This is a genomic window from Rhodospirillales bacterium, assembly GCA_014323865.1.
Classification (GTDB): Bacteria; Pseudomonadota; Alphaproteobacteria; order SP197; family SP197; genus SP197.
This window is the reverse complement of the sequence record JACONG010000010.1, coordinates 112,911-136,849: the sequence shown is the minus strand read 5'-3', so window position 1 is coordinate 136,849 and position 23,939 is coordinate 112,911. Positions and strand designations below refer to the sequence as shown.

Genomic DNA, 23,939 nt, shown 5'->3' with positions numbered 1-23,939 from the left:
CATGGTCTCATAATCGGGCGAGAGTCGGGCGGGCCGGGCCTCAAGCGATCCGCTCGATGTTTCGCCCCCTTCGTGCGAAGCCGGCTTCGGCATGAGCCGGATGGCGATGGTGCTGCCCGACGAGGGCCAGACCACCGCACAGACCACCGCGCGGTCATCCCGGAAACCGCAACGCCATCACGTGACGGGATTGCGGTTTTGCGTGGCCGCGATGACACCGGGTGGGGTCAGGCGCGCAGGCGTTCGTTTCCGGGATCGAACGGGCTTTCCGGCAGGATCGTCACCCGCCTGGTCTCACCCAGAATGTCGATCGTGAGTTCGTTGCCCTCGGCCGCCTGGTCGGGATGGACCATGGCGAGCACCATCGATTTGCCGATCCGGAAGCCATAGCCGCCGGAGGTGGCGCGGCCGACCAGCTTGCCGTCCTTGCGGATCGGGTTGTTGCCCAGCGCGTCGGCGTCGGTCACGTCGTGTACCTCCATTGTGACGAACCGATTCCGGAAACCGCGCTGCTGCCACGCGGTCAGGCCCTGCCGGCCCTTGAAGTCGCCCTTGTTGAGATGGACGAACCGATCGAGCCCGCTCTCGAAGGCGGCGTATTCGATCGACATCTCCTGGCCGACGAGCTTGTAGGACTTCTCGAGCCGCATCGAATCCATGGCACGGATGCCGAAGGGCCTGATGCCGAGGTCTTCGCCGGCGGCCATGACGGCATCGAAGATATGGTTCTGGTACTCGACCGGGTGGTGAAGCTCCCAACCGAGCTCGCCGACGAAGTTCATGCGGATCGCGAGCGACGGTGCGAGGCCGACGTCGATCCAGCGTCCCGAAAGCCACTTGAAGGCCTCGTTGGAGAGATCATCGCGGGTGATGCGCTGCAACAGTTCGCGGGACTTCGGCCCCGCGATCACCAGCACGCCCATCCGGTTGGTCAGGTCGTCGAAGCGCACCGAGCCGTCGGTCGGCATGTGCTTCCTGAGCCAGTCGTGGTCGAGGCGTGTCGTGGCGCCCGCACTGACGATGTAGAAGCTGTCAGCCGCCTCGCGCCGGATCGTGAACTCGGAATGCACACCGCCGGGATCGGTCAGCGAATGCACGAGACCGACACGGCCGACGGTCTTCGGCAGCTTGTTGGCGATCATGGAGTCGAGGAAGTCCTCGGCACCGGGGCCAGAGATACGGCACTTGGCGAAGGCCGACATGTCGAGCATGCCGACGTTCTCATGCGTGTTGCGGACCTCGTTGCCGACGGGCTCGAACCAGGCCGAGCGACGGAACGACCAGTCGTCTTCCCGTGGCGTGCCCTCGGGCGCGAACCAGTTGGCCCGCTCCCAGCCGAACGTCTGGCCGAAGACGGCCCCCAGTTCTTTCAGCCGGTCGTGGCACGGGAAGGTGCGCAGCGGCCTGCCCGCTTCGCGCTCCTCGTCGGGGTAGTGGATCGTGAAGACGTTGGCGTAGGCCTCCTCGTTCTTCTTCACGAGGAAGGACCTGGTGCAGTAGTCGCCGAAGCGGCGGGGGTCGACGCCCAGCATGTCGATCGTGGGCGTGCCGTCGACCATCCACTCGGCAAGCTGCCAGCCAGCACCGCCGGCAGCGGTGATGCCGAAGCTGTGGCCTTCGTTGAGCCAGACGTTCGGGAGGTCCCAGGCCGGGCCGATAATGGGCGAGCCATCGGGTGTGTAGCAGATCGCACCGTTGTAGACCTGCTTGACGCCGACCTCCCCGAAGGCCGGCACCCGCTCGATCGCCGACTCGATATGCGGTGCCAGGCGCTCGATGTCCTCCTGGAAGAGTTCGTATTCCATGTCGTCGGAAGGACCGTCGACATAGCAGGCCGGCGCACCGGCCTCGTAGGGGCCGAGGATCAGGCCGCCGCGCTCCTCGCGCATGTACCAGCTGCCGTCCGAACCGCGCAGCACGCCCATTTCGGGCAGGCCCTGCTCCTTGCGGGCGACGATCGCGGGATGGGAGTCGGTGACGATGTACTGGTGTTCGACAGGAATGACCGGAACCTCGAGCCCCATCATTGCGCCGACATCGCGGGCGAAGCTGCCCGAAGCGGTCACGATGTGCTCGCAGGTGATGTCGCCCTTGTCGGTCCTGACCAGCCACTCGCCGCCCGAGGTGCGCTCGATGCCGGTGACGCAGGTGTTACGGTCGATCTCGGCGCCCCGGTTCCGCGCGCCGGCGGCAAGGGCCTGGGTCAGATCGGCGGGCTGAATGTAGCCGTCTTCGGGATGCTGGATCGCACCGACCAGCCCGGTGGTGTCGCACAGCGGCCAGACCTCCCCGACCTCGTCCGGCGTGAGAAAATTGACCTCGACGCCGATGGTCTCGGCCACACCGGCGTACTGATGGTACTCGTCCATGCGGTCGCGGTTGGTCGCGAGGCGGATGTTGGAGACCTTCCTGAAGCCGACATCCATGCCGGTCTCTTCCTGGAGCTCCTGATAGAAGCGCACCGAATACTTGTGTACCTGGCCGACCGAGTAGCTCATGTTGAAGAGTGGCAGCAATCCGGCAGCATGCCACGTGGAGCCCGATGTCAGCTCCTTGCGCTCGACCAGGACCACATCGGTCCAACCCTTCCTGGCAAGGTGGTAGAGCGTGCCGACACCGACAACACCACCACCGATCACGACAACACGAGCATGGGTCTTCATCGCGCCACTCCCTCAGCCGAAGGCTTCCCCGGTCGCCATCTGTTCCGACAACATCTGTCCCGACAAATGGCAGGGCGCTTCACTAGCGCGCAGCGGGACAGTGAAGTTTCATGCAAACGACATCCGGACCGTTCGCGACGTCCGCCATGGATTATTCGCCGCACGTTCGCCGCACGCAACCGGCCGGGGGGCCAGGGGCAACCTCCGATCCGGACGATTCCCCCGGCGCGCGATTCAGGATGCTCTCAGGCTTCGGATGCAGAGCATCTTCACGCACTAGAAGGCGTGCACCATCTGCACGGCCGGACGCTCGGCCACGGCGTCGGCGATACGCCTGGCGTTCGGGAACTCGGCAAGCGCGGGATGACCCATGCCGGTGTTCAGCCAGGTCGTGAGCATGTGGAGGTGGACGTCGGCCGCGCTGAAACGCTCACCGACAAACCATGTCCTGCCCTCGAGCGCGGCATCGATGTAGCCCCAGATCTCGCGCAGCCGTTCGCAGGAACGCTCCCGTGAGGCGGCATGGTGCTCCTCGCCCTTGGTGTAGCGGGCCGGGTAATAGGTCATCTGGTAGGCGATCTGCAGCGTGTTCGACATGTAGACCAGCCAGGTCAGGAACGGCCCACGCGCGGGGTTGCCAACCGCCGGTGCAAGGCCCGCTTCCGGATGTTTGTCCGTCAGGTAGATCGAGATCGCCGAAGCCTCGTGCATCGCGACATCGCCGTCGATCAGGACCGGCACCCAGCCGTTGGGATTGTGCTTGAGAAGCTCCGGATGACGCGGGCCGCCCCACTTGATGCCGGTCTGGATCATCTCGTACTCCGCGCCGATCTCCTCGAGCAGGATACGCGGCGCATAGGCGGCGGAGCCGCGGGCGTGGATCAAACGGTACATGGCTGTTCCTCCTGTCCGGGTCCTTGTCCGGGCTCTTTTGTGGTCGGTCCCAGTTATGGCCGCCACAGGTCTGGCGACAAGGAGCGAACCATGTCAATGGCATAACCCAGCGCCGCAAGAAACCCGGTCGCGGTCATCGGATTACATCCGCGGTCATGGCATCCCGGAGCGGATCTGCTCGCCCGCAAGGAAGTCCTCGACATCGACCTTGCCAGGCAGCGTCGCCTCCGGCCAATCGGGCCTGGCTGCGCGCTCCCACCAGCAGGGTGTGTCCTTTCCATCCGTCGACGAAGACGTTGCCTGCCATGCCACGGTTCCTCGCCTTGCCGGCTGGAACCCCGGTCCAGCCACAGACGGGCGGCAAACCGGAACCGGCGGATAATCCGACCGCAGACGACGAAATGGCCCGCATCTGCGGCGCAATCTGGCCGATTTGGCTCCCGACCGCGTGTCATAAGCAGCCACAAATCGCGAAAACGCAGGAGTTTTCGATGAGCGACGAACAGGATCAGGGCCAGGCAGGGGGCGGACGTCGGGGCCGCAGGGGACGCGGCGACCGGGGCGGCAGCGGCGCACGACGGGCGCAACGCGGCCAGAAGTTCGACACCACGCCCCTGCCCTATATCCAGCGCAAAGTGCCCGTGTTCGATGTCCTCTCCGAAGAGGGCATGGAGATCATCGAGAACAACGCCGAAACCATCATGGAAGAGGTCGGCATCGCCATCAAGGACGATCCCGAGATCGTGGCGATGTGGAAGGACGCCGGTGCCCAGGTCGCCAGGGATGGCGAGACACTGCATGTGCCGCGTGGCCTGGCCCGCGAGCTGCTGAAGACGGCACCGAGGCACTTCATGCAGGTCGCACGCAATCCCGACCGCACTGTCAAGATCGGCGACGGTGCCACCGTCTTCGCTCCTGTCTACGGACCGCCCTTCATCCGCAATCTTGATGAAGGTCGGCGCTACGCCACGATCGAGGACTTCAACAACTTCGTGAAGCTGGCTTACATGACGCCCGCCATGCACCACTCGGGCGGCACCGTGTGCGAGCCGGTCGACATCCCGGTGAACAAGCGTCACCTCGACATGGTCTACGCCCACCTGCGCTACAGCGACAAGCCGTTCATGGGTTCGGTGACAGCGCCCGAGCGCGCCCGGGACACCGTCGACATGGCAAAGATCGTGCTCGGCGAGGACACGGTCGAGAACAGCTGCTGCATCATCAATCTGATCAACGCCAACTCGCCCATGACCTTCGACGGCACCATGCTGGGGGCCATGAAGGTCTATGCCGGCGCGGGCCAGGCCTGCGTCGTCTCCCCGTTCATCCTGGCAGGCGCGATGAGCCCCGTGACGGTGGCCGGCACCGTGGCCCAGCTGTTTGCCGAGGCACTCGTCGGCATGGCGACCACACAGCTGATCCGCAAGGGCGCACCGGTGGTGTTCGGCACCTTCGGCAGCTCAATCTCGATGCAGTCGGGCGCGCCGACCTTCGGCACGCCGGAACCGGCCCTGGTGCTCTTCGCCTCGGCCCAGCTTGCACGCCGCCTGGGCGTACCGTTCCGTTCGGGCGGTTCGCTGTGCGGCTCGAAGATCCCCGACGCCCAGGCGGCCTATGAGAGTGCCCAGACGATCCTGCCGACCCTGATGGGTGGTGTGAACTTCGTGCTGCATGCCGCGGGCTGGCTCGAAGGCGGCCTTGCCTCGGGTTACGAGAAGTTCGTCATGGATGCCGACCAGATCGGCATGATGCAGGTGCTGGCCGGCGGCGTCGACATCTCCGAGAACGGCCAGGCCATGGACGCCATCCGCACGGTCGGACCGGGTGCGCATTTCCTCGGCTGCGCCCACACCCAGGCCAACTTCGAGAACGCCTTTTATCGCTCGACGATCGCCGACAACAACAGCTTCGAGCAGTGGGAGTCGGAAGGCTCGCTGGACGCCGCCAGGCGCGCCAACAAGCTCTGGAAGGAGATGCTGGCCGACTACGAGGCACCTTCCATCGATCCCGGCATCGACGAAGCGCTGATCGCGTTCATGACCAGAAAGAAGGACTCGATGCCCGACGCCTTCACCTGAGAAGCTGGCACATGAAGCTGGCATGCGCCTCGTCGCACTGGCCGCAGCCGGTGGCCAGGAACCATTCCATTTCGGTCTCATCGGGGCCGAGGCCGGGCCGGGGCATATCCCGTTCAGAGTGAATCAATCTGAACGGAACATGCTGTGAGGCTTTGGATGCAGAGCGGATTCACGCACTTCGTTGGAACCGGTGTCATTCGCTGGCCTTGGCGCTAGCCTTGGCGCTGGCGCTGGAGCGGGCCGGACGACACCAGGTCGGTGTCCCGGGCTCGGGCACCACCGCCACGCCGTAGGGGCCGCCGCCGGTCTCGAACCAGGTCCAGAGGTAGTCGGTCTGGCTGCGTTCGATGTGGATGTCGAACACAGCGTTGTCCGCCACCTGGTGGATGATGACCGGGCTGCGGCTGATGAAGCTCTGAGCGCAGCGTCCCGTTCCGAAGGCACGCGGATGCAGGTCGAGCGGGCAGCCCATGGCAATCACATCGCGGGCCATGTCTCCGCTGACGCGGATCGTGGAGCGACCCTCCGTGACATCGACGACCGACGCACTGGCGCCGGCGAGCGCTTCGACCAGGTTCTCTTCGATCGCCGCTTCCGCCCCTGCCGGACCGACGATCAGCCATTCGGCCGGCCCAAGCCACAACGCGCAGAGGTTGTTGCCCTCGGCCACGGTGTTGGGCTCGGGCGGCAGTTCCACGCCGACCGCCTGCCTCACGGTTGCACCGTCAGCCTTGCCGCGAATGTTGATCTTGGCGAGGAAGCGCCGCTCGGTGAGCACCAGCGCGGCCGCACCCGTGTCGTCGGACGCCCGTGCGTCGAGCGCGCGATGGGCCAGCGGGCTCTGGCGGAGATAGCTGTCAGCCACGGAGACGCTCCCCCTCCTCGTCGAAGAAGACCGGTTTCACGACCTTCGCTCTGACGATCCTGTTCTCGAGCGGGATCGCCACCTGCTCGCCCATGCGTTCGTGCCCGCGCTTGAGCAGCGCCATGGCGATCGAGCGCCCGCAGTTCGGGCTGTAGTAGCTCGACGACACCCAGCCCTCCATGGGCACCGGTGCCTGGGCAGCGGGTTCGGGCGAGATATGGGCGCCTTCGGGGATCACCTCGTTGGGGTTCTCGGTCAGCAGGCCGACGAGCTGCTTGCGGTCCTCGCGCAGGGTGTCGGGACGCAAGAGCCCGCGCATGCCGAGGAAATCGTCCTTCTTCCTGGAGACGATCCAGCTCATGCCGAGGTCGTGGGGCGTCGTCGTGCCGTCAGTATCCTGGCCGACGATGATGAAACCCTTCTCGGCGCGCAGCACATGCATCGCCTCGGTGCCATAGGTCGTGATGTTGTACGTCTCACCCGCGGTGATCAGCGCACGCCAGAGTGCGAGCGCGCAGCTCGACGGCACATGAACCTCAAAGCCGGTCTCGCCCGAGAAGCTGATGCGGAAGATGCGGCCCTCGATGCCTGCGACCTCGCCATCCTGCCAGGTCATGAACGGGAACGCCTCGTTCGAGAGATCCATCGCGGTCAGCTCGCTCAGAAGGCGGCGGCTGTCGGGTCCCGCGATGGCGATCGCGGCCCACTGGGTCGTGACCGAGGTGCAATAGACTTCGAGGTCCGTCCACTCGGTCTGGAGCCATTCCTCGAGCCAGTTCAGCACGTTGGGAGCGCCCCCCGTGGTGGTCGACATGAGGAACCGGTTCTCGCCGATTCGCGCGGTCACACCGTCGTCGAACACCATGCCGTCGTCCTTGCACATCAGGCCGTAGCGGCAGGACCCCACCTTCAGCGTCGAGAACCTGTTGGTGTAGATGCGGTCGAGGAACCCGGCGGCGTCAGGACCCTGGATGTCGATCTTGCCCAGCGTCGAGGCATCGAGGATGGCGACCGACGTACGTGCGGCAAGCACTTCGCGATCGACCGCCTGCTTCACCGTCTCGCCGTCGCGCAGATAGCAATACGGGCGCTTCCAGGCGCCGACGTCCTCGAAACGGGCGCCATGCTTCTCGTGCCAGCCGTGCATCGGCGTCTTGCGCACGGGATCGAGCAGCTCGGAGCCGGTGTCGATGCCGGCCAGCGCACCGATCGTCACGGGCGTGTACATCGGCCGGAACGTCGTGTGACCGACCTGCGGGATCGGCTCACCACGGAGATCGGCCAGGATCGCAAGACCGTTGACGTTCGAGGTCTTGCCCTGGTCCGTGCCCATGCCGGTCGTGGTGTAGCGCTTGACGTGCTCGATCGAGGCGTAGTTTTCGCGGTGGGCCAGTGCAATGTCGGACGCCGTTACGTCGTTCTGGAAGTCGTGGAACCGCTTGGCGCCCTTGCGGTCGGTCGGCACCGACCAGATCGCCTCGAGATTGAGGACCCCGTCGCTCTCATCGGCCTCGACATCCGGCACAGCCATCGGCGCGACGGGAAAGCCTGCCGATGTCGCGGCCTCGGCGCCGGCCTCGGAACCTTCCGCGAGGCAACCCGCCAGAGACAGCGTGCCTCCCGCAGCACCAACGCTGGCCTGCGCCTGCTTCAGCACACCGGGAACGAAGCTCGCCAGCCCCTCGTCCCAGCGCATCCTGGCACCTGACTGCGAGGCCAGGTGAACCGTGGGATTCCAGCCGCCCGACATCATGACGAGATCACAGCCGAACGAACGGGCCGCACCGCTGACCGAGGTGCCGTCGTCGCCCAGGGCCATGACATCGACACCGGCAACCTGCCTGGCACCCGTGACGTTCGTGATCGCGCTCCGGGCAATCACCTTGATGCCACGGTCACGCGCGGCGCGCACCGGACCACCTTCCGGCCTGGCACGCACGTCAATGATGGCGACAACGTGGATTCCGCCGTCGGCCGCATCCGCCGCCGCGCGGTAGGCGCTGTCGTTGTTGGTGAAAACAACAGCACGATTGCCCGGCCTGACGCCATAACGGTTGACGTAGGTCCGTACCGAATCGGCGAGCATGACGCCCGGCCGGTCGTTCTGGGCAAAGACGAGCGGACGTTCGATCGCGCCGGTCGCGAGCACGACCCGGCGGGCGCGGATCTTCCAGACACGCTGACGCGGACCGATGCGTTCGCCGATCGGCTGGTGGTCGGTCAGCCGTTCGGCGGCCATCAGGAAGTTATGATCGTAGTAACCCGCGACGGTCGTGCGCGACAGCAAGCGGACTTCGGGCATGGCCTCGAGGTCCCTGACCATGCCGGCGACCCATTCGGCTGCAGGCTCGCCGCCGATCCCGGCGCGGCTGGAGAGCAGCGATCCACCGAACGCCGACTGTTCGTCGGCCAGGATCACCCGGGCACCCGAGGCACCGGCGGCGTGCGCGGCCGCGAGGCCGGCCGGACCGCCACCGACGACGAGGACGTCGCAGTGGGTGCGGCGCTTCTCATAACTGTCGGGATCGGGCTCGGTTGGCGCCCTGCCCAAGCCTGCCGCACGGCGGATGAACTTCTCATAGAACATCCATGCGCCGTCGGGCCACATGAAGGTCTTGTAGTAGAAGCCGGCCGGAAAGATTTTCGACAGCACATTGTTGATGCCACCGACGTCGAGATTGAGGCTCGGCCAGCGGTTCTGGCTCTCCGCCACGAGCCCGTCGTAGAGCTCGATCTGCGTTGCGCGGATATTGGGCTCGGTGTGCGCGTCGGTCGCAAGCTGGATCAGTGCGTTGGGCTCTTCAGAGCCTGCGGAGACGATGCCGCGCGGACGATGATACTTGAAGCTGCGGCCCACGAGCCGGATGCCGTTTGCCAGCAGGGCCGAGGCCAGCGTATCACCGCCATGACCGGTATAGCTCCGCCCGTCGAAGGTGAAGTTGACGCGCTGGCCGCGATCGACATGGCCGCCGTCGCTGTTGCGGAAGGGCTGGCTCATCGGTCGCTCTCCCCGCCGTCGCGGGCGGGCGGCTTCTCGGTGATGCCGTATACTGCGAGGATCTCATGGGTCACGGTGTCGCGCGCGACGTGAAACCACTGGCGGCAGCCATGCGCATGGAACCAGCGCTCAAAGTGCACACCCTTGGGGTTCTTGCGCATGAAGAGATAGTCGGCCCACTCCTCATCGGTCGCGGTCCTGGGATCGGGCCGTACGATGTGACCCTCGCCGCCGCAGATGAACTCGGAACTCTCGCGTTCGCCGCACCAGGGGCAGGTGATCAGAAGCATCCTCGTTCCTCCCCTAGTGCGCCACGGCCGCAGCGCCGTGCTCGTCGATCAGGAAGCCGGTCTCGAAGCGCTTGAGGTCGAATGCCTCGTTGAGCTTGTGGGGGCGATCCTGCGCAATGGTGTGGGCGAACGACCAGCCCGAGCCCGGCGTCGCCTTGAAGCCGCCGGTACCCCAGCCGCAGTTCATGTAGAAGCCCTCGACCGGAGTCTTCGAGATGATCGGGCTGGCATCCGGGCAGATGTCGACGATGCCGCCCCAGGTGCGCATCACGCGCAGGCGGCTGACAATCGGGTAGAGCTCGATCAGACCCTCGAGCTGGTGCTCGATGATGTCGATGCCACCGTTCTGGCTGTAGCTGTTGAAGCCATCGATGCCGGCGCCGAGCACCAGTTCGCCCTTGTCGGACTGGCTGATGTAGACGTGCACGGTGTTCGACATGATGACGGTGTCGAGCACCGGCTTGATCGGCTCCGAGACCATGGCCTGGAGGCAGTGGCTCTCGACCGGCATCCGCAAACCCGCCATCTGGCCGACGACCGAGGCGTGGCCTGCCGGCACGGCGCCGACCTTGTTGGCCTTGATTGGGCCCTTGGTGGTCTCTACACCGACGACCTTGCCGTTCTCGACATCGATCCCGGTGACCTCGCAGTTCTGGATGATGTCGATGCCGTACTCGTCGGCGCGGCGCGCGAAACCCCAGGCAACAGCATCATGGCGCGCGTTGCCCGCGCGGCGCTGCATGGCACCGCCCAGCACCGGATAGCGGATCGACTTCGAGATGTTGATGATCGGCGCGATTTCCTTGATCTGTTCGGGCGTGACGAGCTCGTAATCGATGCCGTTCAGCCGGCAGGCATGGCCGCGCCGGGCCAGCTCCTTCAGGTCGTGCTCGTTGTGCGCCAGGTTGATCACGCCGCGCGCGCTGAACATGACGTTGTAGTTCAGGTCCTGGCTCAGGCCCTCGAAGAGCTGCAGCGACTTCTCGTAGAGGAACGCGCTCTCGTCCCACAGATAGTTGGAGCGGACAATCGTGGTGTTCCGGCCGGTGTTGCCGCCACCCAGCCAGCCCTTCTCCAGGACCGCGACATTGGTGATGCCGTGTTCCTTGGCAAGGTAGTAGGCCGTCGCCAGACCATGACCGCCGCCACCGATGATGATGACATCATAGGCCGGCTTCGGCTCTGGACTGCGCCAAGCCTGGGGCCAGTTCTTGTGATAGTCGCGAGCCTGCCTGAGCAGGCTGAAGATCGAATACTTCATGGCAGCTTCTACGCCGATCGCCCCAACGAAGACGAACCTTTCGACCACAGCCGAAAAGGCGGCGCAAGCTAACGAGGGTAGCCAACCCCGTTTGTCCCGTGAACGACGCAATGCGTTGGAAAACGACCCGCGTCAGGCCGACATTGAGAATGCACCGGGTGCCAGCGGTTGTATCGGGCCGGAGTGACATTCCCCTCGCGTGTCACGGCAAAAGGAACACTCCAGATATTCAACCAGACCACCGGCCAGCCCGGCAAACCAGGCTCTCGGCGGCTGGCGACAGCCTCGTCGCACGTCCGTCCTGGCCCTGCTGTTGATGCTGCTATCGGCGTCGCTCGCTTCGGCACGAGCCCAGGTCCCATGCACCCATGATGACCACTATCTCGCACCGGGTTCCGAAGGCAATGTTCTCGATGAACTCCGAGCCGACGGCCGCGTGGATGTGACAAGGCTTGAGAATGTCATCGCCGAAGACTTGCATGCAACGCGTTCCTTCCGCTGTTCTGAGGCTTGACCTGCCTGACCTACCGGTCCAACGCCATCGATCAGGAGATCGGACTCCGCATGCTCTCAAGATTGGCGAGACACGGATCTTCGGACGCGCCTTATGCAGGCGGCATGTACATGGCTCAGGAAAAACCCGTCGAAGCCCTGTCGACGCTCTATCTTGCCCGCACCTGCCAGCCATCCGACCCCTTCGTCGATCCCGATCGCGAAGTGCCGCAAGGCGACGACTATCGATCGGCCGAAGAGATCAGGGACTCATTGATCGCCGTGCTTGAGGACAACCTGGGGGCCTCTCTCGCAAACCAGATGAAAACACTTGCGGTCCAGTACGAATGGGAATGCTGCGCCCAGACGACGTCCAGCGCCACGACCCTGTCGCCGCCCGACTCGCGAGGCGAGGAGCGGGGCGGTCGACAAGCTTGGCGTTACTCCGCCGCGTCCTTCTGGTGGAAGATGGGCTCGACCTGGGCCAGCTCGCGCAGCGGGATGTGGCACTTGATGACGTGGCCGTCGCCGACATCCTGGTTGGGCGGTTCCTGCTCGTCGCAAAGCTTGCCGAGATAGCGCGGACAGCGGGTCGAGAAGCGGCAGCCCGACGGCGGGTTCAGCACCGACGGCATCTCGCCTTCGAGACGAATGCGCTTCTGCTCAATATCCGGATCCGGGATCGGCACGGCCGAGAGCAGCGCCTCCGTATACGGGTGATACGGCGGATCGAAGATTTTGTCGGCGGCACCCGATTCCATGATCTGGCCGAGATACATCACGACGATCTCATCGGAGATGAAACGCACGACCGAAAGGTCGTGGCTGATGAAGAGCAGAGTCGTGTTGTACTGCTTCTGCACGTCGTTCAGCAGGTTGATCACGGCAGCCTGCACCGACACGTCGAGCGCGGAGACCGGCTCGTCGGCGATCACCATGCTCGGGTTGCCGGCGAAGGCGCGAGCCACAGCGATACGCTGCTTCTGCCCGCCCGAAAGCTGGCGCGGCTTGCGGGTGATGAAGGCCCGCGGCAGGCGCACGATCTCGAGCATGTCGCCGACGCGATCGCGGATCTTCCCGGGATCCTGCTCGATGCCGAACTTCTTGATCACGCGGCCGATGCAATGACCGACCGAATGGCTCGGGTTGAGTGTGCCGTCCGGGTTCTGGAAGACCATCTGCAAGGCACGGATCAGCTTGGGGTCACGCTTCTGCGCCGGGATCACGCCGATGTTCGTGCCTTCGAACATGATTTCGCCGTCGGTCGCGGTCTCGAGACCGGTCAGCACCTTGGCGAAGGTCGACTTGCCGCAGCCGGACTCACCCACAATTGCCACCGTGCGGCCGCGCTGGGCCTCGAAGTTCAGCTTCTCGTTTGCCTTCACGTAATGCTTGCTCTCGCCCTTGAAGAGCGCGGCAAGCGACATGTCCGAGATCTCGTAGAACTTGCTCATCTCGTTGATGTCGAGAACGGCTTCACCTTCGGAGACGTCGACCTCGCTGCCGGCTTCGGACGCGACATGTTCGATCTCGTCCACACGCAGGCACCGGGCGCGATGGGTGGAGCTGCCATCCAGGTGTTCGATCGGAATCTCGCCCTGATCGCACACGCCCGGCTTGAAATACTTGCAACGCGGGCCGAAGGCACACCCCGGGGGCCGCTCATGCGGCAACGAGACCTGACCGGGGATCGGCTCCAGCGTGCGCGCGTGCTTGTCGGCCCCAAGTGTCGGGATGCAGTCGAAGAGGCCGAAGGTGTAAGGATGACGGGTCTTCTTGAAGAGCTCGTCGATCGTGCCCTCTTCCACCATCGAACCCGAATACATCACGCCGACCCGGTCGCAGACCTTCACGATCAGACCGAGATTGTGGCTGATGTAGAGCAGCGTGGTGTTGTACTTCTCACGCAGGTTCGCGATCAGGTCGATCACCGTCGCCTCGACCGTCACGTCGAGCGCCGTGGTGGGCTCGTCGAGCAGGAGGAGCGACGGGTTCGAGAGCATCGCCATGGCGATGACGACACGCTGCTGCTGACCGCCCGAGATCTGGTGCGGGTAACGCGCCATGACCTTGTCGGGGTCGGGCATGTTGACGTCGCGCAGCATCTGGACACAACGCTCATAGGCCTGTTTGTCGGAGAGTCCCTCGTGGATGACGAGCACTTCCTTGAGCTGGGTGCCGATGGTCAGGCTGGGGTTCAGCGCGCTCATCGGTTCCTGGTAGACCATGGCGATCTTGGAGCCGCGAATGTCCCGCAACTCCTCCTGCGACATGGTCGACATGTCCCGGCCCTCGAATTTGATCGAGCCCTTCACGATGCCGCCGTTCCGGCCAAGGTAGTTCATGATCGCCATGGCAACCGTGGATTTGCCGCAACCGGACTCGCCGACGAGGCCGTAGCTCTCGCCGCGCTTCAGCCTGAGCGAGAAATCGGGCACCGCCGGGATCTCGCCGATCCGGGTGAAGTACGAGATCCCGATATTGTCGATCTCGAGGACGTAGTCGTCGCTGGTCTGATCGGTCATGGCGTCAGTCCCTCGTCGAGATTTCGCGCAGGCCGTCGGCGAACAGATTGAAGCCGACAACGAGGCTGGAGACGGCGATCGACGGAATGATCGCGAGATAGGCCTTGCCCGGCACGGTCACGAAGGTCCGTGCTCCGGCAACCATGCCACCCCAGTCAGGCTCGGGCGGCGGCAGGCCGAGACCAAGGAAACCGAGAATACCGATCGTGATGACCGTGTAGCCCATGCGCAGACAGGCATCGACGATCAGCGGCCCCCGAGCGTTCGGCAGCAATTCCACGGCCATGATGTAGAGGCTCTTCTCACCCCTGATCTGCGCCGCGGAGACATACTCCAGATTGCGCAGATCGAGCGTCAGGCCTCGGACAATACGGCCGATGCCTGGAGACGCCGCAAGCGTCACCGCAACGATGATGTTGATCGCCGAAGCGCCGAACACCGAGATGATGATGATGAAGAGGATGATCAACGGGAACGACAGGATGATGTCGCTGATACGGCTGATCACATTGTCGACCCAGCCACCGTAGTAACCGGCCATCATGCCCATCAGGATGCCCAGGAAGTAGGCGCAGATCATGGCCGCCGGCGCGATCACCAGCGTGTTGCGTGCGCCATAAGCCAGCCGCGACCAAAGGTCACGACCCAATTCATCGGTGCCAAGCCAGTGCGGACCCTCGGTAAACGGTTCCTTCAGCGTATGAAGATAGTCGTTCTCGAGCGGGCCGAAGACTGTGATGACATCGGCGAAGATGGCGACAAAGACCCAGAAGATGATGATTGCAACGCCGATCATCGCCGACCAGGATTCGCCCAGCAGGCCAATGTTGTAGATGAACTTGGCGAAGCCTGTGCGATCCGGCTGTTCCGCGCTCTTGGGCGCGTTGCCGTCGACCTGGGGAGTCTGTTCTTGTGTCTGATCCGTCATGGCAGCCTCCCTCAGGTGAACCGGATACGCGGGTTGATGTACATGTACCCGACGTCACCGATGAGCTGCGTCGATACGGCAATGAACACCGCGATCAACGTGGCAGCCTCCACCATTGTGATGTCACCGAAGGTCGCCGACTCCAGGAGCATCTTGCCGAAGCCCGGATAACCGAAGGCGATCTCGGTCACGACCACGCCCGTGATCAGGAAAGGAATCTGCAGCAGAATGACCGTGAACGGCGCGATCAGCGCGTTGCGCAGCGCGTGTTTCATGATTACCTGGCGATAGGGAATACCCTTCAGAATGGCGGTTCGAATGTAGGGTCTGGTCATGACCTCGACCATCGAGCCGCGCACCATGCGCGCCACGTAGCCGAAGTCGTAGAGCACAAGCACAGCGACCGGCATGATCATCTGCGAGGCCCATGACCATTCATCGAAGTTCTGCATGGTCGATGTACCGGGTAACCACCCCAGCATCAGCACGAAGACGGCCGATAAGAACACTGCCGATGCGAACTCCGGTATCGAGGTCAGGGTGATGCTGGTGTACGACAACGTTCGATCGAGTGCGCTGCCCTCCCGCATCCCCGACAGCACACCAAAGACCAGAGAGAGCGGGACGATGATGGCGAAGGCAATACCTGCGAGTATCAGCGTGTTCTCCAGCCGTCGCCAGATCGTGTCGTTGACCGGACCCTTGTATTTCAGCGAATAGCCGAAATTCCCGAAGTACTGGTCACCACGGGGATCGTCGAAGCCCAGGCCCAGATCGGGATCCTGCAGCGGATCGGCGATCACGCCCACCAGCACGCCGACCCACCGGAAGTAGCGTGTGAGCAGCGGATCATCGAGATTCAGCTTCTCGTAGAGAATGTCTTTTTGTTCCGGGGTCGCGTACGGACCGAGCGTCTTGCTCGCCACGTTACCCGGTGTGAATTCCATGAGCGCGAAGACGATGAACGAGGCCACCACCATGGTGGCCGCCATCATCAGCAACCGCTTGAGGATAAAGACGACCATACCCCCGTTGCTCCCTCAGCCTGTGTTCCCCGCCGACCGGCCACTTGTTGCAGCTCTTCGTTCGGCTGTTGTCGACAACCTTGGGCCATGGCCGGACATCGAGTCCATAGCCGCAACGGCAAAAAGTGTTCCGAATTCACCGCATACAGTCACAATCTGGTCAACATCGGTCCGGTGGCCCGCTGGACACGCCAAAGTGCCATGAAGTCAAGGATCAATGCAGGGGAACGACCATGGGTGCCATCGATTCGGTTGCCGATCTCACGGAGTACGGCCGCACAAGGCTGTCTTGAAGACGTCTTCATGCGCGAGATGCTCTACAGCGAGGTCGCGAAGACCCCGACCTTGCGCTCCATACTTGCGCTCCATATCGGCGAGCAGATCGCCCCGAAGCTGATCGAGCCCCTGCGTAGCCCATTCGGCCACGTGACGATCCGCGGTCGCTGGCCTGGTGGATCCGCGCGACAACCTGCCGGGCTACGCCGGGATGATCTTCTTTCCCAGGCTCGCGGCCTTCAACATCCGCTGGTACGAGGGCGAACCGACCAAGGCGATCGACATCGACGACGGCGTCAGCCTGGAAGAGGAGGTCCTGATATGCCCCGCCATGGAGAACTTCGCAGGCGACGTATCGCAGGGCGGCCGCGTCATCGAAGACTGCGCGGCCGGCAGCCTCGCTCTTGACGATGGCGGCCACGTTGAGGGGCTGGAGACCGACCAAGGCGTGCTGACAACAAACAAGGTGCTCCTCGCCACGGGGCCCGACACCGGCGATGTGCTGGCAGCGCTGCCGCGCTGTCCTCCCAGGCCAGCAGCAGGGCGGTTCCGGCTGCCTTCCAGTTGCCGAGAGCATCAAGCGCCAGAACGCGCTTGCCACACCGGGCCGATCCGTCGAGCACATCGTCGATGGCAAACACGTTGAGGCTCTCCACGCCCGGCAACGATTCCTGGAACGGCAGCGCACGCTGATAGCCGTCGCGCACCGCCCATGGCCCGTTCGCGGTAGTAGCCAAGGTGCCGTTCGCCGCACAGCCGCTCCGCGGCCATGCTCGCCGTATACGCTCCGAACACGGCACGATTGCGTAGGATCAGATCACGCAGCGCGAACGGCTCGAAAAAGTCTGGAAACGGATCGGACATGGCGAACGGCCGATTGCCAGCAGCAGGCCACTCACAGTAGCGTTCTGCGGTTCTCCTGCAACAGGGCAAACGCATGACCGCCGAACGTTTCGATGCGCTCAACGCCGCTGTCGTCGACGCGCTGCGCCAGGCCGCAACGCAACCGTTTATGCCGCGACCGGAACTGGAAACCGCCCGGACACGACTGGAGGGTCTCAGCTTCACCAGCGCCAGCAAACGCCCGCCTCATCCGATGGTTGCACGTGAACTCGAAAGCGCAGCGGTCCGGCACGCTGACGCGCGCAAGGTCCATCACGCTCTGATTGACGCATCGCCGTTCCTCACGTGGAACGGCGCCGAACGGGTCTACGGCAGGGAACCGGGCATGGAGGCGTTCTGCGCCAGCTACGCGTTTGCAGCCCTTGCCGCGCCCGCATCCTGGGTCGGCGACGGCGGCGCAGCCAGTTCGACCGTAGGTCTGAGCTTCACCGTGCAGGGACCCGGCGTGACGTACCCGCCGCACGCTCACAAGGCGGTCGAGCTCTACTACATCATCGCCGGCAAGGGCCTTTGGAAGTGCGGCGACGAACCCTGGATCGAGCGTTATCCCGGTGAGGTCATCCTCCACACCGCCGGCATGCGGCATGCCATGCGCACGCTGGACCAGCCGCTCGTCTCGCTTGCCATCTGGATCACCGATGTCGATTCGCCGATCGCCATCGTGCGGGCCTAGGCTGCTGGCACCATTCGAAGGAAAACAATCATGAATGTCTACATCAGCGGCGACACCGAGGACGTCACGGGCATCACCCATTGGGACGAGGCCGAGATCGGCAAGCCCGGCTATGAGACCCTCCGCGACCAGATGACCGCCGAAGCGGCGACCGCATTGGTGGCCTTTTCGGGCTGGCGTTTCTTTTCGTTTCAGCGATGACTGCCTGTAACGACGCGCGGGGCACCCATCTCTTCGGTCACGGGCTGGAGCGGAAAGAGCGTGTTCAAGCTGAGCTCCGGCGTCTTCGGCCAGGTCCACTCGCAGACCCGCTGCCAGAGGTCGTTGTTCCGGTAGAGCGCCTGGGCCGGTTCGCCCGGGCCGATGCCGATGAGCTGCGCTGTGTTCATCGTGGTCGACGCCATCGGACTCCGCGAGGAAGGCCTCGGCGACCTCGTGGACGAGCGGTGTCAGTATGATGTCGATGAAGGCGTTGCTGTGCTGGGCGAGGCTTGCGAAGCGAACGGTGTTGCGGCCCGTGCTGACGTGGAGGCGCTGGAGAGCCAACGCCCTTGCCCCCTCAGCTCCGCAACCGGGCGACGTCGGGCGACGACAGCAGACTGTCGATCGGCGGCGTCTGGCCCTCGGCGCAACACTCTTCAGCCAGAAACGCGATGACATCGCGCATGCGCGCATAGTTCGCCGTGCAGTGGTGCGTCGTGCCTTCCTTGCGCCGGTCAACAAGGCCCTGCAGTTCGAGGTGTTTCAGGTGATGGGTCAGTGTCGAAGCGGGAATGCTGACCGCTTTCTGGATGGCGCCCACGGGTCGCCCAGCCTCTCCGGCACGCACCAGCAGACGAAAGATTGCGAGACGGGTGGGATTGCCGAGCGCCTCGAGCGAGGCGGCCATCTGTTCCAGTCGTTCCATGCAACGAAGATATGGGCCCGGAGACGGCGCGACAATCTTTGTTCGAAAAATATCGAAATAAGGTTGACTCCGATACAAACTATCATACTAGTATAGTCGAATTATTGATCAGCCGGAGGACCAACCGATGAAACTCCATGTCTCCATGCGCGTCGCCGACTACGAGAAGGCCGTCGCGTTCTACAGCGGCCTGTTCGGCCAGGAACCGAGCGTGACGCGCGAGAACTACGCCAAGTGGGATGTCGAAGATCCCAGCGTCAACTTCGTGATCGAAAGCGAGCGCGGCGAGCCCGGCTTCGACCACATCGGCATCCAGGTCGCCGACCATGACGAGCTCAACACTGTAGCCGACCGCATGCGCGCCATGGATCGCCCCTTCCTCGATATCGAGCAGACCACCTGCTGCTTCGCCAGGATGGAGAAGGCCTGGGTCAAGGGAGAGGCGAACGACGCTTGGGAAACCTTCCTGACCCACAGCCACGACGCCGAGGAGTACGGCGTCGACCGCAGTCACCTGCTCGACCGGGGTATCCATCGTCCAAGCCAATGCCCTTGAACGACCGGCATCGACGCGACGGATCACCAGTGATGGATGGCCAGTGATGGATGGCCAGTGATGGATGGCCAGTGATGGATGGCCAGTGATGGATGGCCCGGTCAAGCCGGGCTCTTCCGCAGTCTGTTGGATAAGGAATGCGCCTGCCGCTCAGCTCGCGCTCACACCTGTGGCAGCGGATGTTTGCGGCGCATGCCGGTGAGTGCGTTCATGACGATGGCGGCGAAGACGATGCCGCCGCCCCAGAAGGTCGCTTCGACCGGCACCTCGCCGAGGATCATCCAAACCCAGCTCGGGCCGAAGACAATCTCGGGGAGAGACAGCAGGGCCAGTTCGCCGGCGGACACATGCTTCGAACCTGCGAATGAAGAGCGCCATGCCGCCGGTCATCTGCACCACGCCCATCATGGCGGCCCGGAAGAGATCGTTGCCGGTGACGCTGAGGCCGTAGCCGTCGGCGAAGGCCATACCCGTCGAGAAGATGAAGCCGATCAATGCGCCTGCGACAATACAGGGCAGCATCTCGACGTTGCGGCGACGCACTGGCCTACGAAGTCACCCGGTTGTTCAAGTCGAACGGACATGGAGATCGCGAGGAAGAAGGTGCGCCAGGCGACAATCTGCCAGACCTCGGCGTGATCGATCAGGCGGAAAAGAGCCCGCCCAACGACCAGAACATGCCGGCTGCCGCGACCAGGATGAGGCCACGGGTGTCGTTCTCCGAACGCAGCGGCGGGTCGGCGGCCTCAGTCACAGACAACGGTCCGAAGTCTGGGTCGGCGGCACCCTCGGTCGGCGCCTCGGCGAGGTAACCGCGAACGACTGCGTCCGAGCGTGCCATACAGGCAGCTCTCCGTTCCGCAAGGTCGCCCAGCGCCGTGTCATCGCCGGCAGCCCTGACTTCGCTCTCGGCCTTGCCGCGTTGAAGCGGGTCCAGCAACAGGCCGTCCCGATGATGATATCGGGCGCATGGCCGGCAACGCCGACCTCGTCGAAGCCAGCGCCCCCATCAGTACGTTGAATCTGCGCTCCGACGTGATGTGCGGGCCGCCGGCGCTCCACGATCAGCTCACGATATCGGGTAGCACCGCCTTGCGCTCGGCCATGAAGGCCTGGAGTTCTTCGTCCTTTGCGGGATCGAGCTCGGGCGCCTCGTAATGAGCAAGCATGCGCTTGGCCTTTTCGACGGCGCGCTGGTCGTGAGTCTTCGCACCCTCGGCTTCCCACTGCTCGTAGCTGTTGTTGTCGGCCAACTGGGGCATGAAGAATCCGTTGAGGTAGTTCCGCTGGGTGTGGGCGCAGCCAAGGAAATGATTGCCCGGACCGACCTCCCGGATGGCTTCCATGCCGAGCCCGTTCTCCGTCATGTCGAGTGGCTCGGTGAAGGCCTGAAGCATGGCGATCTGCTCGGTGTCCATGATGAACTTGCCGTAGCCGGCGGTGAGACCGGCCTCGAGCCAGCCGGCCGAGTGCAGCACGAAGTTGGTGCCGGCGAGCAGAGTCGCCGTCATGGTCTGCATCGATTCGTAGGCGGCCTGGGCATCGGCGATCTTGGCACCGTTCAGCATGCCGCCCGAGCGCAACGGCACGCCGTACTTCCGGGAGAGCTGGCCGACGGCATAGATCATTTGCAGCGTCTCGGGCGTGCCCATCATCGGCGCGCCCGACTGCATCGAGACCGTGGCGAGGAAGCTGCCGTAGACCATCGGCACGCCGGGCTTCACGAGTTGGCTGTAGGCCAGGCCCGCCGTCACCTCGGCGTTGAGCTGGGCGATCGCGCCTGCAGTCGCGACCGGGGCCATCGCACCGGCCATGATGAACGGCGTGATGAGCACCGCCTGGTTGTGCTCGGCATAGTGCCGCAGCGCTCCGAGCATGGATTCGTCCCACACCAGCGGCGAGTTGCAGTTCACCACCGAGGTCATCACCGTGTTCTCACGGATGAAGTCCGCGCCGAACAGGATCTCGACCATCTTGCAGGAGTCATAGGCGCGTTCGGGTGCCGACTGCACACCCATGAACGGCTTGTCCGAGTACTTCATGTGCGAATAGATGATGTCGAGATGCCGCTTGGGAACGGGCACATTGACAGGTTCACAGATGATGCCGCCGTCGTGGTGCAGCTCGGGCGTCATGTAGGTCAGCTTGATGAAGTTCTGCAGGTCTTCGAGCGTGGCGTAGCGCCTGTTGTTGTCGAAGTCGCGCACGAAGGGCGAACCGAAGGTCGGTGCGAAGACGGTGTGCTTGCCGCCGATCAACACGGTGCGGTCGGGATTGCGAGCGACCTGGGTGTACTGCTCGGGGATCAGCGCCAGCTTCTCCTCGGTCAGGCCGCGCGGGATGTGGACCCGCTCACCCTTCACATCGGCGCCCGCCTCCTTCCAGTGGGCCAGCGCCACCTCGTCGCGGAAGTCGATGCCGACCTCCTCCAGGATCTCCATGGAGGTGTCGTGGATCAGCTCCAGCCCCGCCTCGTCGAACAGTTCATAGAGCGGTATGTTGCGGGTGATGTAGCGCTTCTGGACGATCGGCGCGCCGACCCGCTCCTTGCGCCTTGCCGCACGTCCACCCCGCCTCGATTGCGCTGATGCCGCCATGGGCCTCATTCCAAGAGATCACGCGGCTATGTGAGGCTTGCCGAAGGGCGAGTCAATCAGGGACAGCGAGGTGTGGGGGCACACGACGACTCGGGGTTGGCGGTCATGTCGCTTACGGACGGACCACATCGACGCCGCAGCCGAACAAATGCTGCACTGCACAAGACTGTGACCGGCGATATGAACCCTTGGAACTGCGCCCGTGACACCGTCGTCACAACCGGGCGGATTTGGTTTGGATTGCGTCAGGATTGGTCGACGTGTGTCGTAATTGTGACAAGCCGTGTCGCGATCATTCTAGCCATGGGGACCATGACGGGCCTACCTGTGCGACCGAGTTCAATCCGAAGCCGCCGTAGGAGTGCGTCACATGGCCGACGAAGAGGACGATCTCGATCTCAGCACGTTGGATGATGATGAACTTGTGCAACAGATGCACGAGGACCTCTACGATGGTCTCGCAGATGAGATCGTCGAGGGCGTCAACATTCTGCTGGGGCGCGGATGGGAACCGTACAAGGTTCTGACCGAAGCGCTGGTCGAAGGCATGCGGATCGTCGGTATCGACTTCCGCGACGGCATTCTCTTCGTGCCTGAGGTGCTCCTGGCCGCCAACTCGATGAAGGCCGGCATGAACATCCTGCGCCCGCTGCTCGCCGAGACCGGCGCGCCGAAGCTGGGCTCTATGGTGATCGGCACCGTGAAGGGCGACATTCACGACATCGGCAAGAATCTCGTGGGCATGATGCTCGAGGGTGCCGGTTTCGATGTCTGGGATATCGGCATCAACAACGATGCAGATGCCTACATGGATGCGCTCGAAGAGCACAAGCCGGACTTCCTCGGCATGTCGGCTCTTTTGACCACGACCATGCCCTACATGAAGGTCGTGATCGACACGCTGAAGGAGCGTGGCCTGCGCGATGAGTACATGGTTCTCGTCGGCGGTGCGCCGCTCAACGAGGCCTTCGCCGACAGCGTGGGCGCCGATGCCTACTGCCGCGACGCGGCGGTGGCCGTCGAGACCGCCAAGACCATGGTTGCCGAACGCCGCCAGGGCGCGCCCGCGGCCTGATCACGACGTGGCCGACCGCAGCCTTGTCATTGCCTGCGGAGCGCTGGCCTGGGAGATCATGGCGCTCATCCATGCCAACGGATGGGACGCCATCGAAGTCCAATGCCTGCCCGCCGACTGGCACAACAGGCCACAGCTCATTCCTGAGGGGGTGCGCGAGAAGATTCGTGCGGCGCGCGAAGAGTTCGACCATATCTACGTCGCTTATGGAGATTGCGGCACCGGCGGCTTGCTCGACGCGGTTCTGGAGGAGGAAGGTGTCGAGCGCATCCGCGGTCCGCACTGCTACCAGTTCTATGCCGGCGACGAGGAATTCACGGCCCTGCACGAAGCCGAGCTCGGTACGTTTTATCTGACCGACTACCTCGCCAAACACTTCGAGACCCTGATCCTGAAGGGCATGGGTGTTGACCGGCACCCCGAGATCGAATCGATGCTGTTCGGCAATTACAAGAAGCTCGTCTATCTGGCCCAAACTCACAACGCAGACGTAGAAGCCAAGGCCCGAGCCGCCGCCGAGCGCCTGAACCTCGACTTCGAGATGATCTTCACCGGTTACGGCGGACTGCAGCCCCTGCTCGCCGAAGCCAACAACGCCGCCACCCGAGTACAATTATGGCAACCCTGACGATTGTTTACTGGCGCGACATCCCTGCGCAAGTCATCGCGAAGGCCGGACGCAAGAACGCCAAGCGTGTTCTGCCCGAGCGCTTCGAGAAGGCGATCGATCAGTCGGCCATGTACGCCAAATTGGGCGATACCGATTCCTATCTCGAGCACTGGCGCCGTGGCGAATCCGTTGCCTGCGGCGATGACCTGGAGACCGAAGCCGACGTGCTGGCCACCAAGCTCGACACCGAGTTCACCGATGAGGTCCTGGCGGGTTACATCCGCGCCGGCGGCCTGAAGCCAGAGGCATAGGGAGACGATGAC

At 63.8% G+C, this 23,939-nt stretch carries 23 protein-coding genes; 8 read left to right on the top strand and 15 right to left on the bottom strand.

Annotated elements, in window-relative coordinates:
• Nucleotides 1-227: 227 nt before the first annotated feature.
• Nucleotides 228-2,663, bottom strand: coding sequence for an FAD-dependent oxidoreductase (locus GDA49_05000; GenBank protein ID MBC6439764.1), 2,436 nt, complete (start codon nt 2,661-2,663; stop codon nt 228-230).
• Between the two features lie 276 nt (nt 2,664-2,939).
• The gene (locus GDA49_04995) at nt 2,940-3,557 is read right to left on the bottom strand and encodes a glutathione S-transferase family protein (GenBank protein MBC6439763.1); all 618 of its coding nucleotides are present in this window, start codon (nt 3,555-3,557) and stop codon (nt 2,940-2,942) included.
• A 491-nt stretch (nt 3,558-4,048) separates the two neighbouring features.
• Here GDA49_04995 and GDA49_04990 point away from each other — a divergent pair, with 491 nt between their 5' ends.
• Nucleotides 4,049-5,635: a trimethylamine methyltransferase family protein gene (locus tag GDA49_04990; protein MBC6439762.1), complete on the top strand. Its 1,587-nt coding sequence runs from the start codon at nt 4,049-4,051 to the stop codon at nt 5,633-5,635.
• Nucleotides 5,636-5,828: 193 nt separating this feature from the next.
• Here GDA49_04990 and GDA49_04985 read toward each other — a convergent pair whose 3' ends face one another.
• From GDA49_04985 to GDA49_04950, 8 genes are all read right to left on the bottom strand, one after another.
• Nucleotides 5,829-6,500: a sarcosine oxidase subunit gamma gene (locus GDA49_04985; GenBank protein MBC6439761.1), complete on the bottom strand. Its 672-nt coding sequence runs from the start codon at nt 6,498-6,500 to the stop codon at nt 5,829-5,831.
• The gene (locus GDA49_04980) at nt 6,493-9,498 is read right to left on the bottom strand and encodes a sarcosine oxidase subunit alpha family protein (protein ID MBC6439760.1); all 3,006 of its coding nucleotides are present in this window, start codon (nt 9,496-9,498) and stop codon (nt 6,493-6,495) included. Before GDA49_04980 ends, GDA49_04985 begins: the two co-directional genes overlap by 8 nt.
• Nucleotides 9,495-9,788 carry a sarcosine oxidase subunit delta gene (locus GDA49_04975; protein MBC6439759.1) on the bottom strand — a complete coding sequence of 98 codons (294 nt, stop codon included), beginning with the start codon at nt 9,786-9,788 and terminating at the stop codon, nt 9,495-9,497. The genes GDA49_04980 and GDA49_04975 overlap by 4 nt, the downstream gene beginning before the upstream one ends.
• A gap of 13 nt (nt 9,789-9,801) precedes the next feature.
• Complete coding sequence (locus tag GDA49_04970; protein ID MBC6439758.1) at nt 9,802-11,049, bottom strand: sarcosine oxidase subunit beta family protein; 1,248 nt, start codon at nt 11,047-11,049, stop codon at nt 9,802-9,804.
• Between the two features lie 932 nt (nt 11,050-11,981).
• A complete protein-coding gene (locus GDA49_04965; GenBank protein ID MBC6439757.1) occupies nt 11,982-14,066 on the bottom strand; it encodes an ABC transporter ATP-binding protein in 2,085 nt (694 codons plus the stop codon).
• 4 nt (nt 14,067-14,070) lie between these two features.
• Nucleotides 14,071-14,994 carry an ABC transporter permease gene (locus tag GDA49_04960; GenBank protein MBC6439756.1) on the bottom strand — a complete coding sequence of 308 codons (924 nt, stop codon included), beginning with the start codon at nt 14,992-14,994 and terminating at the stop codon, nt 14,071-14,073.
• An 11-nt stretch (nt 14,995-15,005) separates the two neighbouring features.
• Nucleotides 15,006-16,019, bottom strand: a complete 1,014-nt coding sequence (locus tag GDA49_04955) for an ABC transporter permease (GenBank protein MBC6439755.1) — start codon at nt 16,017-16,019, stop codon at nt 15,006-15,008.
• A 261-nt stretch (nt 16,020-16,280) separates the two neighbouring features.
• Entirely contained in the window at nt 16,281-16,445 is a 165-nt protein-coding gene (locus tag GDA49_04950) for a hypothetical protein (GenBank protein ID MBC6439754.1), read from the bottom strand.
• A gap of 25 nt (nt 16,446-16,470) precedes the next feature.
• On the opposite strand from GDA49_04950, the gene GDA49_04945 reads away from it, so the two are divergent.
• The 3 genes from GDA49_04945 (at nt 16,471) to GDA49_04935 (ending at nt 18,072) form a co-directional block, all read left to right on the top strand.
• Complete coding sequence (locus GDA49_04945; protein ID MBC6439753.1) at nt 16,471-16,941, top strand: hypothetical protein; 471 nt, start codon at nt 16,471-16,473, stop codon at nt 16,939-16,941.
• 291 nt (nt 16,942-17,232) lie between these two features.
• Nucleotides 17,233-17,871, top strand: coding sequence for a cupin domain-containing protein (locus GDA49_04940; GenBank protein MBC6439752.1), 639 nt, complete (start codon nt 17,233-17,235; stop codon nt 17,869-17,871).
• A gap of 30 nt (nt 17,872-17,901) precedes the next feature.
• Nucleotides 17,902-18,072 carry a M55 family metallopeptidase gene (locus GDA49_04935; GenBank protein MBC6439751.1) on the top strand — a complete coding sequence of 57 codons (171 nt, stop codon included), beginning with the start codon at nt 17,902-17,904 and terminating at the stop codon, nt 18,070-18,072.
• Here the strand turns inward: GDA49_04935 and GDA49_04930 are convergent.
• Together GDA49_04930 and GDA49_04925 are read right to left on the bottom strand one after the other, a co-directional pair.
• Complete coding sequence (locus tag GDA49_04930) at nt 18,063-18,275, bottom strand: hypothetical protein (protein ID MBC6439750.1); 213 nt, start codon at nt 18,273-18,275, stop codon at nt 18,063-18,065. The genes GDA49_04935 and GDA49_04930 overlap by 10 nt on opposite strands.
• 155 nt (nt 18,276-18,430) lie before the next feature.
• Nucleotides 18,431-18,778 (bottom strand): helix-turn-helix transcriptional regulator, encoded by a 348-nt coding sequence (locus GDA49_04925; GenBank protein ID MBC6439749.1) that lies wholly within the window; start codon nt 18,776-18,778, stop codon nt 18,431-18,433.
• Between the two features lie 127 nt (nt 18,779-18,905).
• On the opposite strand from GDA49_04925, the gene GDA49_04920 reads away from it, so the two are divergent.
• Complete coding sequence (locus GDA49_04920; GenBank protein MBC6439748.1) at nt 18,906-19,334, top strand: VOC family protein; 429 nt, start codon at nt 18,906-18,908, stop codon at nt 19,332-19,334.
• Nucleotides 19,335-19,495: 161 nt separating this feature from the next.
• On the opposite strand, the gene GDA49_04915 is transcribed toward GDA49_04920, so the two are convergent.
• The 3 genes from GDA49_04915 to GDA49_04905 all read right to left on the bottom strand — a co-directional run bounded on the left by GDA49_04915 (nt 19,496) and on the right by GDA49_04905 (nt 21,940).
• On the bottom strand, nt 19,496-19,681 hold the full coding sequence (locus GDA49_04915) for a hypothetical protein (GenBank protein ID MBC6439747.1): 186 nt from the start codon (nt 19,679-19,681) through the stop codon (nt 19,496-19,498).
• Nucleotides 19,682-19,977: 296 nt separating this feature from the next.
• Entirely contained in the window at nt 19,978-20,274 is a 297-nt protein-coding gene (locus tag GDA49_04910) for a hypothetical protein (GenBank protein MBC6439746.1), read from the bottom strand.
• Between the two features lie 124 nt (nt 20,275-20,398).
• Nucleotides 20,399-21,940 carry a trimethylamine methyltransferase family protein gene (locus tag GDA49_04905; protein MBC6439745.1) on the bottom strand — a complete coding sequence of 514 codons (1,542 nt, stop codon included), beginning with the start codon at nt 21,938-21,940 and terminating at the stop codon, nt 20,399-20,401.
• A gap of 361 nt (nt 21,941-22,301) precedes the next feature.
• On the opposite strand from GDA49_04905, the gene GDA49_04900 reads away from it, so the two are divergent.
• The 3 genes from GDA49_04900 to GDA49_04890 are packed head-to-tail and all read left to right on the top strand — an operon-like array spanning nt 22,302 to nt 23,927.
• Nucleotides 22,302-23,006, top strand: coding sequence for a corrinoid protein (locus tag GDA49_04900; protein MBC6439744.1), 705 nt, complete (start codon nt 22,302-22,304; stop codon nt 23,004-23,006).
• Nucleotides 22,921-23,634, top strand: a complete 714-nt coding sequence (locus tag GDA49_04895) for a DUF1638 domain-containing protein (GenBank protein ID MBC6439743.1) — start codon at nt 22,921-22,923, stop codon at nt 23,632-23,634. Before GDA49_04900 ends, GDA49_04895 begins: the two co-directional genes overlap by 86 nt.
• Nucleotides 23,622-23,927 carry a virulence factor gene (locus GDA49_04890; protein MBC6439742.1) on the top strand — a complete coding sequence of 102 codons (306 nt, stop codon included), beginning with the start codon at nt 23,622-23,624 and terminating at the stop codon, nt 23,925-23,927. The genes GDA49_04895 and GDA49_04890 overlap by 13 nt, the downstream gene beginning before the upstream one ends.
• Nucleotides 23,928-23,939 lie beyond the last annotated feature (12 nt).

Excerpts from the sequence above, each read along its gene's own strand:
- GDA49_04970 (MBC6439758.1), bottom strand. The coding sequence starts at position 11,049 with ATGAAGTATTCGATCTTCAGCCTGCTCAGGCAGGCTCGCGACTATCAC.
- GDA49_04990 (MBC6439762.1), top strand. The coding sequence starts at position 4,049 with ATGAGCGACGAACAGGATCAGGGCCAGGCAGGGGGCGGACGTCGGGGC.
- GDA49_04965 (MBC6439757.1), bottom strand. The coding sequence starts at position 14,066 with ATGACCGATCAGACCAGCGACGACTACGTCCTCGAGATCGACAATATC.
- GDA49_04930 (MBC6439750.1), bottom strand. The coding sequence starts at position 18,275 with ATGGCGTCGACCACGATGAACACAGCGCAGCTCATCGGCATCGGCCCG.
- GDA49_04940 (MBC6439752.1), top strand. The coding sequence starts at position 17,233 with ATGACCGCCGAACGTTTCGATGCGCTCAACGCCGCTGTCGTCGACGCG.
- GDA49_04925 (MBC6439749.1), bottom strand. The coding sequence starts at position 18,778 with ATGGAACGACTGGAACAGATGGCCGCCTCGCTCGAGGCGCTCGGCAAT.
- GDA49_04920 (MBC6439748.1), top strand. The coding sequence starts at position 18,906 with ATGAAACTCCATGTCTCCATGCGCGTCGCCGACTACGAGAAGGCCGTC.
- GDA49_04935 (MBC6439751.1), top strand. The coding sequence starts at position 17,902 with ATGAATGTCTACATCAGCGGCGACACCGAGGACGTCACGGGCATCACC.
- GDA49_04895 (MBC6439743.1), top strand. The coding sequence starts at position 22,921 with ATGCCTACTGCCGCGACGCGGCGGTGGCCGTCGAGACCGCCAAGACCA.
- GDA49_04995 (MBC6439763.1), bottom strand. The coding sequence starts at position 3,557 with ATGTACCGTTTGATCCACGCCCGCGGCTCCGCCGCCTATGCGCCGCGT.
- GDA49_04900 (MBC6439744.1), top strand. The coding sequence starts at position 22,302 with ATGGCCGACGAAGAGGACGATCTCGATCTCAGCACGTTGGATGATGAT.
- GDA49_04905 (MBC6439745.1), bottom strand. The coding sequence starts at position 21,940 with ATGAGGCCCATGGCGGCATCAGCGCAATCGAGGCGGGGTGGACGTGCG.
- GDA49_05000 (MBC6439764.1), bottom strand. The coding sequence starts at position 2,663 with ATGAAGACCCATGCTCGTGTTGTCGTGATCGGTGGTGGTGTTGTCGGT.
- GDA49_04955 (MBC6439755.1), bottom strand. The coding sequence starts at position 16,019 with ATGGTCGTCTTTATCCTCAAGCGGTTGCTGATGATGGCGGCCACCATG.
- GDA49_04960 (MBC6439756.1), bottom strand. The coding sequence starts at position 14,994 with ATGACGGATCAGACACAAGAACAGACTCCCCAGGTCGACGGCAACGCG.
- GDA49_04975 (MBC6439759.1), bottom strand. The coding sequence starts at position 9,788 with ATGCTTCTGATCACCTGCCCCTGGTGCGGCGAACGCGAGAGTTCCGAG.
- GDA49_04980 (MBC6439760.1), bottom strand. The coding sequence starts at position 9,498 with ATGAGCCAGCCCTTCCGCAACAGCGACGGCGGCCATGTCGATCGCGGC.
- GDA49_04890 (MBC6439742.1), top strand. The coding sequence starts at position 23,622 with ATGGCAACCCTGACGATTGTTTACTGGCGCGACATCCCTGCGCAAGTC.